This window comes from Pseudoalteromonas sp. ECSMB14103 (assembly GCF_000813065.1).
GTDB lineage: Bacteria > Pseudomonadota > Gammaproteobacteria > Enterobacterales > Alteromonadaceae > Pseudoalteromonas > Pseudoalteromonas marina.
This window is the reverse complement of the sequence record NZ_JWGY01000001.1, coordinates 974,808-990,148: the sequence shown is the minus strand read 5'-3', so window position 1 is coordinate 990,148 and position 15,341 is coordinate 974,808. Positions and strand designations below refer to the sequence as shown.

The following is a 15,341-nucleotide window of genomic DNA, read 5'->3' as shown; positions in this document are numbered from 1 at the left end:
TGGCTATTATAGATTTTTAAAATACTTTTTTTACTACCGTCATTTACATTTAAAATGATCACACTCAGCTTGTAACACCTTTACAAAGCGCGCAACGTGTAGACCATCCATTAAAGAGTGATGTACGTCAACAGACAGTGGCATCGTGCCAGCTTGTTTGTCGTATTGACCAAATACAAATTTAGGGATCCCTAAACTTTGCCCTTCGCTAAATGCATGTGAAAAAGCGCTAAAATTAAGCCATGGTAAAACAGATATATGAATTAAATCAGCTTGCCCCTCTGTATTGGCAAATGCGTCGCTAAATAGTGAGTTTGACTTAGATTGTTTACTTACTTTGTCGCTATTGGCTGAGAACTCTTTGAAAGAGCCCAAATAATCAAAATAACTAAATACAAAGCACTCGTCTTCATCAAGTTCAACAACACTTGCACGGATGCTTGTAAGTAACCAGGGCTTGGATTCTATAATTCGTAACATAATTGGTTCATAAGCGAAGCAAGCTTTTAGTGTGCAATAAACATAGGCTTGAAAAAACGATATATTTTGAGCCTTACAGTAATCAAACAGTGTTTGTGCGTTTAGCTGAACACACACATTAAAGTATGGCTGGATAAAATTTTTAAATAGTTCAAAATGTTGTTTACGAGGCCAGCTATCAAAGTCGATAGGCTGCATATTCGAAGTTGACGTCATTATACATACCACACTTAATTAAAAATAAAGTGTAACGTTGTTTCATAAAAATAGCATTAATAACAAAAAAGGGGACGCAAATGCATCCCCTTTCTTCAAGACCTAAATATAAATCTAAAGGCCATTTTGTATTATTTCTTGAGCAAGCTCATCTGCAATTAAGTGCGTCGATTTTTGCTCTTTTTCGCTGCGAGCAAAAATTTCTGTTAGCGTATTAAAAATACCCTCAACGTGTTTATTAGAGGCCTCAACGGTATAACCTTCTGGCGCAGTTTCGTAATAAACATTAATAATACCCCCTGCGTTTATAACGTAATCTGGCGCATACAAAATGCCTTTTTCACGAATAATTTCACCATGGCGTGATTGTGCTAACTGATTATTAGCACAACCAGCAATAATGGTTGCTTTAATACGAGGTATAGTGTCATCGTTTATGGTTGCGCCTAATGCACAGGGTGCATACACATCTACATCTAAGTCATAAATGTCATCAATACCAACAGCTGTTGCACCAAAATCGTTAACAACACGATCAATTGCAACCTGGTTTATATCTGTCACAAACAACTTAGCACCTGCATCAGCTAAGTGCTGACACAAGCCGTAAGCAACAGCCCCTAAACCTTGTACAGCTACTTTAATGCCCGAGAAGTCTTGGTGGCCGCGTTGATGCTGCAGTGCAGCTTTAATACCTAAAAAAGTACCGTATGCAGTAAAAGGAGATGGGTTTCCACTTTTGCCTTCAAGGCCAAGAACGTAATTTGTTTCTTTGTTCATTAAAGCAACGTCGGCACACGTAATATTGACGTCTTCTGCTGAGTAATAGCTACCATTTAAACGCTCTAATTGGCGACCAAATGCACGAAAAAGTTGTTCCGATTTAATTTCTTTGGCGTTACCAATAATGACAGATTTTCCACCACCAAAAGGAAGGCGCGCAACCGCATTTTTGTAAGTCATCCCTTTTGACAAACGCAAAACATCATACACTGCGTCTTCATCTTTAGCGTAATCCCACATTCTACACCCACCAACAGCAGGCCCCAACTTGGTACTATGCACAGCAATAATTGCTTTTAAACCTGACTCTTTGTCAGAACAAAAGACTACTTGTTCATGGTTATCAAATTCAACTTGATTAAACACAGCCACTTAAAATACTCCGAAAAATTGACCCGTGAGAGGGTGTACGCGCTGGAAATTGTCGAGACTTTACCACTTCAAGATAGTGTTCGCCACACATCAAGATGATAAAGCTAACAAACACCAAGTGATTAAATTAAATAATCAACTTATAACTTATTAACAAATAAAAAATTTAAAATAAATTACAAAAATAGACATTAAAACTAAAATAACACCAGAGTACACTTCTTTACGTTTACGTTAGCGTAACCAGTGATTTTTCCGTAAAGTTTTTAATACATCTACCATTAACACGCAAGCAATTGTTATTTAATGATTTATATTTATATAAACAATTACCACACAACTGGTAAGATCAGTTTCCACTCAATATTGATGATTTTAAAATAAAAAAGCGAGCACATGGCTCGCTTCATAAACAAAGATAACAATTACTTTAATTTGCTATCAAGCTCAGCAATTTTTGCCTTCCAAATCGCAGGACCTTGCGTATGTGCATTAGCACCTTCGCTATCTACAGCAACCGTTACAGGCATGTCTTCAACTTCAAACTCGTAAATCGCTTCCATACCTAAATCTTCAAACGCAACTACACGCGCTTTTTTAATCGCTTTAGATACTAAATACGCAGCACCACCTACAGCCATCAAGTAAACAGATTTATGCTCCTTGATTGAATCAACCGTTGCAGGGCCGCGCTCTGCTTTACCAATCATGCCTACAATGCCAGTTTTTTCTAGCATCATATCGGTAAACTTATCCATACGTGTTGCTGTAGTTGGGCCTGCAGGGCCTACTGCTTCATCACCAACAGCGTCTACAGGGCCAACGTAGTATATAAATTTATTATCAAAATCAACGCCTTCAGGTAAGCCTTCGCCAGAGTTGATCATGTCTTGCAAACGTTTATGCGCTGCATCACGGCCAGTTAAAATGGTGCCTGAAAGTAAAACGGTTTCACCCATTTTCCATTCTTGAACATCATCTTTCGTTAGCGTGTCTAAATTTACACGACGTGTCCCCTCACCTACTTCAAAAGTCACTTCAGGCCAATCCTCAAGCTTAGGCGCTTTTAAATCAGCAGGACCTGAACCATCCAAAGTAAAGTGCACGTGACGAGTTGCTGCACAGTTAGGGATCATCACCACTGGTTTTGATGCTGCATGGGTAGGAGCGGTTTTAATTTTAATATCAACAACCGTTGTTAACCCGCCCAGGCCTTGTGCACCAATACCTAGTTTGTTTGCACGTTCGAATATTTCTAGGCGAAGCTTTTCTTCTGTAGTTTCCGCCCCACGCTCCATAAGCTCATGGATATCAACCGGATCCATCAATGACTCTTTAGCCATTACTGCAGCTTTTTCTGCAGTACCACCAATACCTATACCCAGCATGCCTGGCGGACACCAGCCAGCACCCATTGTAGGCAGTGTTTTTTCTACCCAGGCAGCAACATCGTCTGAAGGGTTTAACATAACCATTTTACTTTTGTTTTCAGAGCCGCCACCTTTTGCTGCAACCATGACTTCTACTTCGCCACCAGCTACCAAATCGATGTGAACAACCGAAGGTGTATTATCTTTTGTGTTTTTACGAGTACCAGCAGGGTCTGCAACAATAGAAGCACGAAGCGGGTTATCTGGATTCAAATACGCACGGCGAGTACCTTCATCAACCATTTGTTGAACTGTTAAGTCTGTTTTATCCCACTTAACATCCATACCCACTTTTACAAAACACGTAATAATACCTGTATCTTGACAAAGCGGACGCTTGCCTTCAGCCGACATACGCGAGTTAATTAAAATTTGCGCAATAGCATCTTTAGCCGCTTTACTTTGTTCTTTGTTGTAAGCTTTTTCTAATGCTTGAACAAAATCAAGTGGATGGTAGAACGAAATATATTGCAATGCATCTTCAATGCTATCAATAAAGTCTTGCTGACGGATTGTACTCATAATGGTTCCTTAAGTTAGCTTTACGCTTAAGCGTAATCTATACCAAACCGGTGACGGTGGTTTGTACTGTTTTAATTACAACGTTGATTTTATACTAAACGCTGCCAAAAAAATTTGACTTATGATACCCTCCCAGCCCGTTTGGAGCCAGTTCTTATAGGGGTAGTAAATGCTAAACAATAAAAATAATTGTATAAAATTATCAATAACACAAAATTGTATTGATGTATTTTCGCATTTTTCTCATCTGCCTCATGCCATACTGCTCGACTCTGCTAATAGCGACCATGTAAATAGTCGCTACGACATAATTTCCATAGAACCTGAACACTTGCTTGAAGTGAGTGATAACAAAACATTATTCAATGGCGAGCCAAGTGAGCTAACCTGTTTTGAGATAATGAATACCCATTTGCGCAAACTCAGTAACACAAAAGCACCTTTTGACTTGCCCTTTAATGGAGGTTGGTTAGGTTATTTCGGCTATGACTTGGGTCGTATAATTGAAAAAATGCCAACCATAGCAGAGCAAGACATACACTTACCGCAAATGGCTGTAGGCCTTTATTTAGATGCACTCATTTTTGATAGACAGAAAAATGCGTGGTTTTATGTTTCACAGCCACATGTTGAAAGACGCGCGCTTTACGAGAAGTATCTAGCATCAACTCCGATTGACGCAAAGTTTGAGTTAACGTCTGAGTGGTTTTCTAATATGAGCCAAACCCAATACGCCAAAAAGTTTGCTGTAATTGAAGACTATTTAAAAAGCGGTGATTGTTATCAAATTAATCTAGCGCAGCGCTTTAAAGCCCAATATAGCGGTGACCCTTGGTCAGCGTATGTTAAATTACGCGAAGCTAATAAAGCGCCTTTTTCAAGTTTTATTAATCATCCTGCAGGCGCTATTTTGTCAATTTCGCCTGAGCGCTTTATATCGATCCAAAACAATATTGTAGAAACTAAACCAATAAAAGGGACACTTGCACGTAAAGCTGACGCCCACGAAGATAATGCACAAGCGTTAAAACTTGCAAACTCATCCAAAGATCGCGCTGAAAACGTGATGATTGTAGATTTACTTCGTAACGACTTGGGTAAAGTAGCCAAACCCGGCAGCGTTAAAGTGCCTTCTTTATTCGCAATTGAAAGTTTTCCGGCCGTACACCATTTAGTAAGTACAGTGACCGCCGAACTTGATATTAATAAAACAGCCGTTGATCAACTCGAGGCCGCTTTTCCTGGGGGGTCTATTACTGGAGCACCCAAAATACGCGCGATGGAAATTATAGAAGAACTAGAACCTCATCAGCGCAGCGTTTACTGTGGCTCTATAGGTTATTTAAGTGCCTGCGGTAATATGGATACCAGTATTACTATTCGTACTTTAGTTTGCTATAAGCAGCATATTTACTGTTGGGCCGGAGGCGGAATTGTCGCTGATTCTAAAGTCGAATTGGAATACCAAGAGACTTACGATAAGGTAAATAAAATTTTACCTTTATTAAAGAGTAGGTGATCTTGAATAGTGACTTTATTAAAACGCGCTTTCAATTAAGCCCAACCGCTGCGCCAAATCAAATAAAAGACTCTCGAAATAAACGCGCCAGTGCCGTTATGCTACCCATTATAGATGTAGCAGGACATGCACATATTTTACTGTGTAAGCGCCCTACTTATTTGCATCATCACCCAGGTGAAATTTGCTTACCCGGTGGTAAATTTGAGGCAAGCGACAAAACGCTTCGTACAACGGCACTACGTGAATTGAAAGAAGAGTTAAACATTGCGCACAAAGATGTAAATATCCTTGGCAATTTACCAGAGTACTCCACCTTAACTGGGTTTAGTATTCGTCCCTACGTATGTGTTTTAAATAAAAATACGCAGTGGGTAAACGATCACAATGAAGTACAGGCCAGCTTTTTACTCTCTTTAAATGAATTAAGCACTGAAGCTAACTGGCAACCTTTGCCATTTCAACGTTTTGGTAAAGAAATTTCTCTGCAGGGGTTTGTTACCCCCCATGGGTTACTTTGGGGAGCAACTGCTAGCATTATAAAAAACTTTACAAAACAACTAGCCTTACCAGTTTAAATCTTCGTTAATAATAGTTACATGCTAACAATTCCGCGTTATTATGCTCGACCGTTCAAAGAGCAGCCTCGGGCTGAGTAAATTAATAAGAGACACACACTATGATCAGTGCATTTGATATGTTTAGCATTGGTATTGGCCCTTCGTCATCACACACCGTTGGCCCAATGCGCGCATCACGCTTATTTGTTAATGAACTCCATGAAAAACAGCTATTGAAAAGTGTTACCGATATTAAAGTAGAGCTTTATGGGTCGTTAGGTCAAACAGGTATAGGTCATGGTTCTGGCAAAGCTGTTGTACTTGGCTTAGCAGGCTATGACCCAGAAACAATCGATGCCGATTTAGTCGATGATATTTTATTAACTATCGAGCAAGAACAAGTTATTTATTTAAACCAAACACACAAAGCCAACTTTCCTAAGCAAGGTGCTATTGTTTTTCATCGTCGTAAAACGCTTCCAAAGCACTCTAATGCAATGGAGATTATTGCTTCAAATAATGGTGAAAAGCTTTATAGCAAAGTGTACTACTCTATCGGCGGCGGCTTTATTGTTACCGACGAAGAATTTGAAAACGAAAAGCAAGCAGCGCTCGATATTAGAGAAGAAAACCCAGCGCCTTACCCTTTTAGTAGCGCAAAAGAGCTACTTGAAATGTGCAAAGATTCAGGCCTGAGTGTTTCTAGCTTGATGATGAAAAACGAACGCACACTTCGAACCGAAGACGCTATAAAAGATGAGTTATTTCATATTTGGCAAGTAATGAAAGCCTGTATTGAGCGCGGAATGCGTACTGAAGGAATTTTACCTGGCGGTTTAAAAGTAAAACGACGTGCCCCCAGCCTATACTTAAAACTGAATATCGAAGTGAGCAACGATCCACTCAGAGCAATGGATTGGGTCGACCTATTTGCACTTGCCGTTAATGAAGAAAATGCCGCCGGTGGACGAGTGGTAACAGCCCCCACTAATGGTGCTGCAGGCATTCTACCCGCTGTGCTCATGTACTATCATACATTTGTAAAAGAAGTAGACCGCGACATTGCCACGCGTTATTTACTAACAGCCGCTGCAATTGGTATTTTATATAAAAAGAATGCGTCTATTTCTGGTGCCGAAGTGGGCTGCCAAGGCGAAGTAGGTGTTGCGTGTTCAATGGCCGCCGGAGCATTAACTGAAATTGTGGGTGGTAATGTTGTACAAGTTGAAAACGCAGCTGAAATAGGCATGGAGCATAATTTAGGTTTAACATGCGACCCTGTTGGCGGCTTAGTGCAAGTTCCTTGTATTGAACGTAATGCGATGGGGGCTATAAAAGCCATCAATGCTTCTCGATTGGCCATTCGTGGTAGTGGCGAGCAAAAAGTATCACTTGATAAAGTAATAAAAACCATGCTTGAAACAGGTAATGATATGAAAACAAAATACAAAGAAACCGCGCGCGGTGGTTTAGCCGTTAACATTATCGAGTGTTAGGCTAACCTTAAACAAAAAAACCGACTATCAATAAATAGTCGGTTTTTTTGTTATCAGACCCAGTGCTACTTTACAGGTAACTCTATATCTTCAAATAACTTATCTACATCATCTTGATTACGTAATAAACTCGCGCGCTCCACTCGCTCTTTAGTTAAATGCGGCGCAAATCGTTCTATAAAGTCATACATATAAGTACGTAAAAAGCTGCCTTTTCTAAAGCCAATTTTTGTAGTGCTAGCTTCAAATAAGTGACTTGCATCAATGCAGACTAAATCAGTATCAGTGATTTCATCAATCGCCATTGAAGCCACTACCCCTACGCCAAGCCCTAAACGCACATAGGTTTTAATTACATCGGCATCAGTCGCCGTAAATACAATATGCGGCTCTAACCCATGGGCGCTAAATGCTTTGTCTAATTCAGAGCGACCCGTAAAACCAAATACATAAGTAATTAGCGGGTATTCGGCAATATCTGCTACCGTTAAACTATTGGCTTTTTTAGCAAGTGGATGATCCTTTGCAACAACAATACTGCGATTCCAATGATAACAAGGCAACATAACTAAATCAGAGTATAAATGAAGCGCTTCTGTTGCAATGGCAAAATCGGCATCGCCCCTTGCTGCGGCATCAGATATTTGTTGCGGTGTACCTTGGTGCATATGCAATGATACTGCAGGGTATTTTTTCATAAACCCCTGAATCACACTAGGTAAAGCATAACGTGCTTGAGTGTGCGTTGTTGCTATATTGAGCTTACCTTGGTCTGGTAATGTGTGCTCGTTAGCTACCGCTTTTATACCTTCTACCTTTGAAAGTATCTCTCGCGAGATATTTATAATATCTTCACCGGCACTAGTTACATGCGTTAAATGCTTGCCACTTCGCCCAAAAATTTGAACACCTAACTCATCTTCTAACATACGTACTTGTTTAGAAATACCAGGCTGTGAGGTAAATAAACTCTCAGCCGTTGCTGAAACATTTAATTTATGATTTTGTACTTCTACTATGTATCTGAGTTGTTGTAATTTCATGGTTGCATTTTTACGTTGTAATTTATTATAAATAAAGGCAATTCTATAAAGCTAGATCAGTTTTACTGGTAGCGTTGATTAAGCTTATAGCGTGCATTTATCGAAGTGGTGCTCAAGGCTAGCATAATAAATATACTTGAGGTAGCCAAGATTAGACGAATTAATCTCATAGTCCTTATATTTAACGACAGTTAATTTACCTAATTTGAAGTTAATTCGCGCAAAACTACCCCGATGGCTTATATTTAATGTAATATTAAAAAATTAGGTTATGAATCCGAGAATTACACCATGATCGTGTCTATTATAATTGTCCTTATAGTTGCTTTGGTTGTGATTGCACTTTGGGTAAGTGCTGTTCAGCAACACAAAGAAAAACAAGAAAATGAGCGCCGAAAAGAACTCACAAAACAAAAGGCGATCATTGAAGAAACTGAAGAAGCATTAATGAACCAGGCTAATATTCCGCTATCTGAAAACGTTATTAGGGTTCTACAAAGCCGAATTGCCGAAGCACTCAAAACAATGGTTACGCATTCGCCAACCTCAAAAGCGCTAAAGAGCCGCTTAGAAGAAATGAAACAGCATCTCTCTAACCCGGTGCAAGGAACCAGTAGTGAGTCACTAGCATTACCAAGTAACGACAAACAGCTTGTTGCGCTAATTCAAGGGATTAAAAAATTACGTGTGATCCTACGTTCTGAACACACTAAGGGCCGTGTTAATAGCCAAGTATTTACAGGCGAAGACAAACTACTTGAGAAATTACAGCTTAAAATAAATATAGAAAGCCAAATTAAACGCGGTATTTCGGCACGTTCTGCGAGTATGGTTGGCTCTGCTAGACAATATTTTGAAAAAGCCTACGCAACGCTTAGTGCAGTGCCTTATTCAGACGAATATGTAAATGCTAAACGTCAAGAAGTGGAACGTTACTTAGAGGAAATTAGCGTCGAGCTAAAAGCATCTAACGCGAGCGCCCTAAAAAAGAAAAACGAGCAAGAACAAGACGATTTAGATGTGCTGTTTGCTCCAAAAAAGAAATGGTAACAGCAGCTTTCCACTGAATAATAAAAAAAGCCCATACTGTGTATGGGCTTTTTTAGCATTAAATTTTATAACCGAGAGTTTAGCTTCCCCAACAGGGATAAATCACATAACGTCGCTGGTAGTTATATATCAAAACAAAACTTTGTTATTTATGATAAAAACGCGAATTTAACAATAAATAACACGGTTAATATCCATACACTAATTGTTATTTCACTGCGTTTACCACAAAGCAACTTAACCGCCGTATATGAAATAAAGCCAAGCGCAATACCATGCGCAATTGAAAACGTAAGCGGCGTCATTAACAGCACAACGGCTACTGGAATAGCGTCTGTCATATCGTCCCAATCCACAAACTTTAGGTTTTGTAACATAAGTACAGCAACATATAAGATTGCGCCCGCTGTTGCATAAGCTGGTACCATATTAGCTAACGGTGCAAAGAACATCATTAGCAAAAAGCAGCAACCAACTACCACTGCAGTTAAACCTGTACGCCCACCAACAGATACACCCGCAACTGACTCTATATAAGATGTGGTTGTTGAGGTACCTAACATTGCACCTGCAATGGTAGCTGAGCTATCGGCACTGAGTGCACGTCCTAAGCGTGGCATGTTTCCTTTTTCATCTGCAAGACCAGCCTTTTGCGTTACAGCTACAAGAGTACCTGACGTGTCAAACAAATCGACAAACAAAAATGCAAAAATAACACTAAGCATTGAAAGTTCTAAAGCAGCAGCAAAATCCAACTGCATAAAAGTAGGTAAAATTGAAGGCGGTGCAGCAATAATTCCCTGGTATTCAACTAAACCTAAACCAAGTGAGATAGCAGTAACCAATAAAATACTGATCAACACTCCACTTTTAAAATCACGATATAACAATGCCGCAATAATAAAAAAGCTAAATATAGCCAGTAACGGTCCCGCAGATGTTATGTCACCCAACTGCACAAATGTAGCGGGGCTTGCCACAATAATGCCTGCATTTTTAAGTGCTATTAAGGCTAAAAATGCGCCAATGCCTGTCGCAATAGCCCGTTTTAAAACTAATGGAATGGCATTTATTATCCATTCTCTAACCTTAAATAAACTTAATAATAAAAATATACAACCCGACATAAATACTGCGCCCAACGCAGCTTCCCAGGTGTATCCCATACCTAATACAACGCCATACGTAAAGAAGGCGTTTAACCCCATGCCAGGTGCTAAAGCTAATGGGTAATTGGCCCATAACCCCATGATAAAACAACCTATTGCAGCAGCAATACAAGTAGCAACAAAAGCAGCACCTTGATCCATTCCCGCTTCTGCTAACATCGCAGGGTTCACGAATACAATGTAAACCATTGTGATAAAAGTAGTCATTCCGGCGATGCATTCTCGTCGAACCGTGGACCCATTTTCGTTAATTTTAAATAAAGCTTCTAACATAATGAACTTACAACAATAAAAAGTAGCGAGATTTTATCATAAAAAGTATATTTTTCAGGACATTTTACCTTGCGATATACTAAACTATTGAAGTAGTTAACTATACCGAATGACAGCATATGATAAAAACCACACCAACAGGTTATGATTTAGAACAACAATTAGACAATATTTTGTCTTTTGTGACACAACCAGGCGATACTAATTCGTCACCTGAAAATGATAGCTCTCAACAAAGTACGCTGAATAAGGCGCTATATTATTTAAAAAATAACCAGCCTGCTTTAGCTGCAAAGTGGATGCGTTTATCGGCAATGTCTGGTGATCACCGAGGGCAATTTTATTTAGGCTTGTTTTTTGTAAAAGGCCAAGGTGTTCCACAAAGTGTATTTCATGGAGTTGCTTGGCTTAGCTTATCGAGTAGCCAGGGTCATGAGCCAGCTACAGTTGCGCTTGCTGATTTAAGAAAATATATAGAAACAAAGCGTTTTAAGGATGCCCAATGTTATGCAGCCAGTTTATATGAACAAATTCATCAATTACAATATGCCCATTTAATCCCCCCTGCCCCTTAGTAAAAGCCCGAAACTTAGCTCGTAAAAGTACTGTATACAGTACAGAGCTATAATTTAAATTTATAAAAAACGTAAGCAAACCTTTTCAACCTGTATAAAAAACACTCACCCACTAACATTCCAATTTAAATAAAAGCGATAAATATCAACAATATAAACATTAAAATATATATCCTTAAAAATAGAATATAAATTTGTATAAAAAAATAGCAAAAAAACACTTGCGCCATAACACTGTATAAACTACTGTATACGCGTACTGTATATAAACCCAGTGAGCGAGATAATATGTTACAGCCAATAACCGTAAGAACAGTAAAAAGCTATCAACAAGACAAACTATCTGATTGTGTTAACGTGATTCAAATCGAAGATGATATATCGGCAACGTTTGAGCTGTTAAAGGTGCTACACCAGTACAATAGTTTAAATGCTTGGACTTTGTTAATCGCACCAGATCATGTTCCTAGTAAAGCTTTGCTTGATTCATGTTCAATAGACACAAGTAAACTATTAGTCATTAGGCAAAAACATTTAGTAAATCTAGAATATGTACTGCGTAGCGCACTGCATAATGGTAACTTTGCAGCGGTCATTACATGGACTGATATGTTAAACAATCAGTTATTGAGCAACTTATCGCTTAACTTAAGTAACACAAAAACAAAGTTATATTGTTTTACTAAAAATTCTGACGTACTTGATATACCTTACATACAGCAAGCTTGCTAAAATGATGTTTTAAATCTTATGTAACAATTATGAATTATTTAAATAACAACACTTGCTTTTGTGGAAACCAAAAAAATTACGAAGATTGCTGTGAACCACTGCTATTAGGTGATAAACAAGCAGAAACACCCGAGCAGTTAATGCGCTCTAGGTATACAGCTTACGTACAAAAAAATGCTAAATACGTATACCAAACATATGCAAGTGAAAAGCAAGCTGAAAACCCTGTAAATGAAATTAAAGAATTTGCGACCAGTTGTCGATTTGTAAGCTTATCTGTTATTGAAACAAACAGCGATGAAAATAAAGGGGTCGTTGAGTTTAAAGCTACCTATTTTTATCAAAACCTATATTGTGTGTTACATGAGCGCTCTCAATTTATAAGAGAGCAACACCAGTGGCGATATCTCGATGGTATTATATTTCCGGTCGCTGATATAAAAGTTGGCAGGAATGATGATTGCCCTTGTGGCAGCGCAAAAAAATACAAAAAATGCCATAGCGCGTAATCCCCTCTTTTTAAGTGAAGTACATTATTTACTTCACTCCGTTGCTAATTAAATACTCACATTTAATACGTAGCTTCGGAAATTTATTAAACACAACTTCCTCTATAACTTTTAGGTTTAGTACTACCCCTATTAATGAAGTGGTTAATATTGAGGGAAAAGGTAGTGTTAATAACAATTCAACAGTTAAAGCCCTAAAACGATGTAAAATACTTTGAGCGAGCTCAAAAGAAAAAAGCTTGAAGGTAATCTATAGGCATAAAAAATGGGCCAATGGCCCATTTAAATAATTTGATATGCACAAACGCTAATTATTACTCGTCGTTATCAAGGTCTAGCTGTTGACGCTGTGCAGGTTTTGCCAATATTTCTAAGTAAAAAGACATCAATTCTTGCTTTTCAATATCGCTAATACAGTTGCTGATTTCAGCTACATGAACCACTTGCGCATCTTCAACCGTTTTACCAAACTTACAGTCAAATGCCCAATAATCTGCATCTTCTGGTAGAGTTTTGTTGCGCTCTCTTTTCAAATATTTTTTCACTTCATGCTTTGCAGCATCAACCATACGAGGGTATTTGATTTTCTCGTGATTTAGCGTGAATGTTTTCTTCATTACGTTCCTAATTACCTTGGTTTAATGATAACGGCATTCATGTCATACCATTTGTAGCCATTATAGCAATTGCATTTAATTTTTGGATGCTTTTTTTACATTAAATCAATTTTTAGTCAATTCGGATTTGGTGCAGTCGTAAAATTTAATCAGTGATGGGTAGTGTAACTAGACACTATTTGATGAAATCATAAATTATGCCATCGTCAAATGTAATGGTTCACGCTGATTTACGTCTGTTAGAACGTCATAAAAGCCTGCGACATCCATTTTAGGATTATCTATTTCTATTTCGTCTTTTTGTAAACGCCTGCGCACAGCAAGTTCACAATTATCTATAATGGGTAGGGGTATGTGGTTTACATCATCTCTAATCGAAAAGGGCTCAGGGTTTAAACACTGATTTAGCTTTATATCGGCCATGCCTTTATTCTCACCAACCGAAGACAAACGCTGTGCATTAAACTGCCCAATTAGCATATTAAATTCACTGGGTGCTAATGGCTGCTTTGGTCCTGCTCCTAATTGCTCTCTTAACTGCGCTTCTTGAGTTGTGTTATCTTCAATTTCACTTTTAGGTAAATGAAATTGACTAAAATCTAAAGCATCTTGTGAAAGCATTGCTAACAGCAATGAAAATTCACCACGGCGGTCTGCATGTACACTTTGGTTTAACCGAGTACTTAATTGCTGCTCTGTGATTAACAAATCATCGATTTGCATAGACTTTAGCCGATTGGAATGAGTAATGAATATTTATCGGCTTTATTTAAATTTTCTTTAGCTTTTTTCTTTACTTAAAGGCACATTTTGCTATTATCAGCGCCGTTGCATTGGAGGGGTTCCCGAGCGGCCAAAGGGATCAGACTGTAAATCTGACGGCTCAGCCTTCGCTGGTTCGAATCCAGCTCCCTCCACCACTTTTCTTACCGCTAAGTTAAGTGGGGCCAAATGTAACAAAAATAGTGTGGAGGGGTTCCCGAGCGGCCAAAGGGATCAGACTGTAAATCTGACGGCTCAGCCTTCGCTGGTTCGAATCCAGCTCCCTCCACCACTTCTTCTATATTCCTATATTCCTATATTCCTATATTCAAATTAGCTTAAAACACCCACTGTAAACTTGTTCCGTTTGCTTTTAGCCAATCTGATGCAATTTTATGATCAGGAAAAAATGCCTCTACTCTAGCCCAAAAGTGCTTACTGTGGTTTAAATACTGCAAATGAGAAAGTTCATGCACAATTACATAATCAATCACGGCATGAGGAGCCCCTATTAGGTGTAAATTAAAAGTTAGTTCTCGCCTGCTGTTGCAACTCCCCCAACGGCGCTTATATATGGCAATACTTAATTTTTGAGGCAATTCTTCTTTCATTATTTTGCAATAATAGTTAATACGCATTTCAATATACGCCGCCAACTTCTCTTCTAAATACTGTTTAATCAAGCTTTCGTATTTACCATTGTAATTTTTTACTCTAGTAGAGTGTGTTACTAACAAAACATTATTGTGCTCTTGAATATCAGATAATGAGCTTTCTAAAAAACTTAATTTAACCCAGTCAGAAAATATCTTAATTTTATTATGTATAAGGGGATACTGCTTAATATCGACTGCATTAAGCTGCTTTTTTAATTGTGCTTCAATCCAGGGTTGCTTTTCAAGTAACCAGCTATCGATTTGTTTTTGGGCAACATAATGGGGGGCATATACAGTGACAGATTGATCATGAACCTTTATAGCGACTGTTTTTCTTCGTTTACTTTTTTTTAGTTGGTAATCAAACACTGCTTTCTCTCATTGACCTAATTTTAAGTATTCACTACAAATATTTATATACTAATTTGATGTAACCCCATGTTGGTTATCATCTGTGTCATTCATATGATAGCAAAATGCTTCTCTATCAGTTTGACAAAATAAATATAAAAAATAATAACTTGAAAACTATACGTTAAAAAATTGAAACAAACTCATTTTTTATACCGCTCTAGTT

General features: G+C 38.3%; 15 protein-coding genes and 2 tRNA genes. 9 read left to right on the top strand and 8 right to left on the bottom strand.

All coding sequences use genetic code 11. The features are described from left to right. Window positions 1-39 precede the first annotated feature (39 nt). The 3 genes from RF53_RS04690 to RF53_RS04680 all read right to left on the bottom strand — a co-directional run bounded on the left by RF53_RS04690 (window position 40) and on the right by RF53_RS04680 (window position 3,803). Complete coding sequence (locus RF53_RS04690) at window positions 40-678, bottom strand: CatA-like O-acetyltransferase (protein ID WP_082014421.1); 639 nt, start codon at window positions 676-678, stop codon at window positions 40-42. A gap of 132 nt (window positions 679-810) precedes the next feature. Next, a complete protein-coding gene (locus RF53_RS04685; protein ID WP_006792367.1) occupies window positions 811-1,851 on the bottom strand; it encodes a Leu/Phe/Val dehydrogenase in 1,041 nt (346 codons plus the stop codon). 425 nt (window positions 1,852-2,276) lie between these two features. Next, a complete protein-coding gene (locus RF53_RS04680) occupies window positions 2,277-3,803 on the bottom strand; it encodes a fumarate hydratase (RefSeq protein WP_039036729.1) in 1,527 nt (508 codons plus the stop codon). A 169-nt stretch (window positions 3,804-3,972) separates the two neighbouring features. Between RF53_RS04680 and pabB the strand changes: the two genes are divergently transcribed. From pabB to RF53_RS04665, 3 genes are all read left to right on the top strand, one after another. Continuing rightward, window positions 3,973-5,322 (top strand): aminodeoxychorismate synthase component I, encoded by a 1,350-nt coding sequence (gene pabB, locus RF53_RS04675; RefSeq protein ID WP_039036728.1) that lies wholly within the window; start codon window positions 3,973-3,975, stop codon window positions 5,320-5,322. A gap of 2 nt (window positions 5,323-5,324) precedes the next feature. Next, entirely contained in the window at window positions 5,325-5,900 is a 576-nt protein-coding gene (locus RF53_RS04670) for an NUDIX hydrolase (protein ID WP_039036727.1), read from the top strand. A 101-nt stretch (window positions 5,901-6,001) separates the two neighbouring features. Then, window positions 6,002-7,378: an L-serine ammonia-lyase gene (locus RF53_RS04665; protein WP_008127692.1), complete on the top strand. Its 1,377-nt coding sequence runs from the start codon at window positions 6,002-6,004 to the stop codon at window positions 7,376-7,378. A gap of 65 nt (window positions 7,379-7,443) precedes the next feature. On the opposite strand, the gene cysB is transcribed toward RF53_RS04665, so the two are convergent. Next, window positions 7,444-8,421, bottom strand: a complete 978-nt coding sequence (cysB, locus tag RF53_RS04660; protein WP_006792362.1) for an HTH-type transcriptional regulator CysB — start codon at window positions 8,419-8,421, stop codon at window positions 7,444-7,446. A gap of 291 nt (window positions 8,422-8,712) precedes the next feature. Between cysB and RF53_RS04655 the strand changes: the two genes are divergently transcribed. Further along, window positions 8,713-9,471, top strand: a complete 759-nt coding sequence (locus tag RF53_RS04655) for a hypothetical protein (RefSeq protein ID WP_006792361.1) — start codon at window positions 8,713-8,715, stop codon at window positions 9,469-9,471. A 149-nt stretch (window positions 9,472-9,620) separates the two neighbouring features. Here the strand turns inward: RF53_RS04655 and RF53_RS04650 are convergent, their stop codons facing one another. Then, window positions 9,621-10,913 carry an NCS2 family permease gene (locus tag RF53_RS04650; protein ID WP_167378159.1) on the bottom strand — a complete coding sequence of 431 codons (1,293 nt, stop codon included), beginning with the start codon at window positions 10,911-10,913 and terminating at the stop codon, window positions 9,621-9,623. Window positions 10,914-11,032: 119 nt separating this feature from the next. Between RF53_RS04650 and RF53_RS04645 the strand changes: the two genes are divergently transcribed. The 3 genes from RF53_RS04645 to RF53_RS04635 all read left to right on the top strand — a co-directional run bounded on the left by RF53_RS04645 (window position 11,033) and on the right by RF53_RS04635 (window position 12,729). Continuing rightward, window positions 11,033-11,488 carry a tetratricopeptide repeat protein gene (locus RF53_RS04645; protein WP_008128067.1) on the top strand — a complete coding sequence of 152 codons (456 nt, stop codon included), beginning with the start codon at window positions 11,033-11,035 and terminating at the stop codon, window positions 11,486-11,488. Between the two features lie 288 nt (window positions 11,489-11,776). Next, a complete protein-coding gene (locus RF53_RS04640; protein ID WP_039036725.1) occupies window positions 11,777-12,220 on the top strand; it encodes a SulA-like leucine-rich domain-containing protein in 444 nt (147 codons plus the stop codon). Between the two features lie 29 nt (window positions 12,221-12,249). Continuing rightward, window positions 12,250-12,729, top strand: a complete 480-nt coding sequence (locus RF53_RS04635) for a YchJ family protein (protein WP_039036724.1) — start codon at window positions 12,250-12,252, stop codon at window positions 12,727-12,729. Between the two features lie 314 nt (window positions 12,730-13,043). On the opposite strand, the gene RF53_RS04630 is transcribed toward RF53_RS04635, so the two are convergent. After that, window positions 13,044-13,346, bottom strand: coding sequence for a DUF6172 family protein (locus RF53_RS04630; protein WP_006792356.1), 303 nt, complete (start codon window positions 13,344-13,346; stop codon window positions 13,044-13,046). A 195-nt stretch (window positions 13,347-13,541) separates the two neighbouring features. Continuing rightward, entirely contained in the window at window positions 13,542-14,069 is a 528-nt protein-coding gene (locus RF53_RS04625) for a VC2046/SO_2500 family protein (RefSeq protein ID WP_039036723.1), read from the bottom strand. Between the two features lie 112 nt (window positions 14,070-14,181). On the opposite strand from RF53_RS04625, the gene RF53_RS04620 reads away from it, so the two are divergent. Both RF53_RS04620 and RF53_RS04615 read left to right on the top strand, forming a co-directional pair. After that, a tRNA-Tyr gene (locus RF53_RS04620) sits at window positions 14,182-14,266 on the top strand. A 49-nt stretch (window positions 14,267-14,315) separates the two neighbouring features. Then, window positions 14,316-14,400, top strand: a tRNA-Tyr gene (locus RF53_RS04615). A gap of 46 nt (window positions 14,401-14,446) precedes the next feature. On the opposite strand, the gene RF53_RS04610 is transcribed toward RF53_RS04615, so the two are convergent. Continuing rightward, on the bottom strand, window positions 14,447-15,133 hold the full coding sequence (locus RF53_RS04610) for a M48 family metallopeptidase (RefSeq protein WP_039036722.1): 687 nt from the start codon (window positions 15,131-15,133) through the stop codon (window positions 14,447-14,449). Window positions 15,134-15,341: the final 208 nt, after the last annotated feature.

Bases quoted from the DNA above. Each gene is read 5' to 3' on its own strand.
- RF53_RS04630 (WP_006792356.1), bottom strand. From the start codon at position 13,346: ATGAAGAAAACATTCACGCTAAATCACGAGAAAATCAAATACCCTCGT.
- RF53_RS04645 (WP_008128067.1), top strand. From the start codon at position 11,033: ATGATAAAAACCACACCAACAGGTTATGATTTAGAACAACAATTAGAC.
- RF53_RS04640 (WP_039036725.1), top strand. From the start codon at position 11,777: ATGTTACAGCCAATAACCGTAAGAACAGTAAAAAGCTATCAACAAGAC.
- RF53_RS04650 (WP_167378159.1), bottom strand. From the start codon at position 10,913: ATGTTAGAAGCTTTATTTAAAATTAACGAAAATGGGTCCACGGTTCGA.
- RF53_RS04680 (WP_039036729.1), bottom strand. From the start codon at position 3,803: ATGAGTACAATCCGTCAGCAAGACTTTATTGATAGCATTGAAGATGCA.
- RF53_RS04655 (WP_006792361.1), top strand. From the start codon at position 8,713: ATGATCGTGTCTATTATAATTGTCCTTATAGTTGCTTTGGTTGTGATT.
- RF53_RS04665 (WP_008127692.1), top strand. From the start codon at position 6,002: ATGATCAGTGCATTTGATATGTTTAGCATTGGTATTGGCCCTTCGTCA.
- RF53_RS04690 (WP_082014421.1), bottom strand. From the start codon at position 678: ATGCAGCCTATCGACTTTGATAGCTGGCCTCGTAAACAACATTTTGAA.
- cysB (WP_006792362.1), bottom strand. From the start codon at position 8,421: ATGAAATTACAACAACTCAGATACATAGTAGAAGTACAAAATCATAAA.
- RF53_RS04625 (WP_039036723.1), bottom strand. From the start codon at position 14,069: ATGCAAATCGATGATTTGTTAATCACAGAGCAGCAATTAAGTACTCGG.
- RF53_RS04635 (WP_039036724.1), top strand. From the start codon at position 12,250: ATGAATTATTTAAATAACAACACTTGCTTTTGTGGAAACCAAAAAAAT.
- pabB (WP_039036728.1), top strand. From the start codon at position 3,973: ATGCTAAACAATAAAAATAATTGTATAAAATTATCAATAACACAAAAT.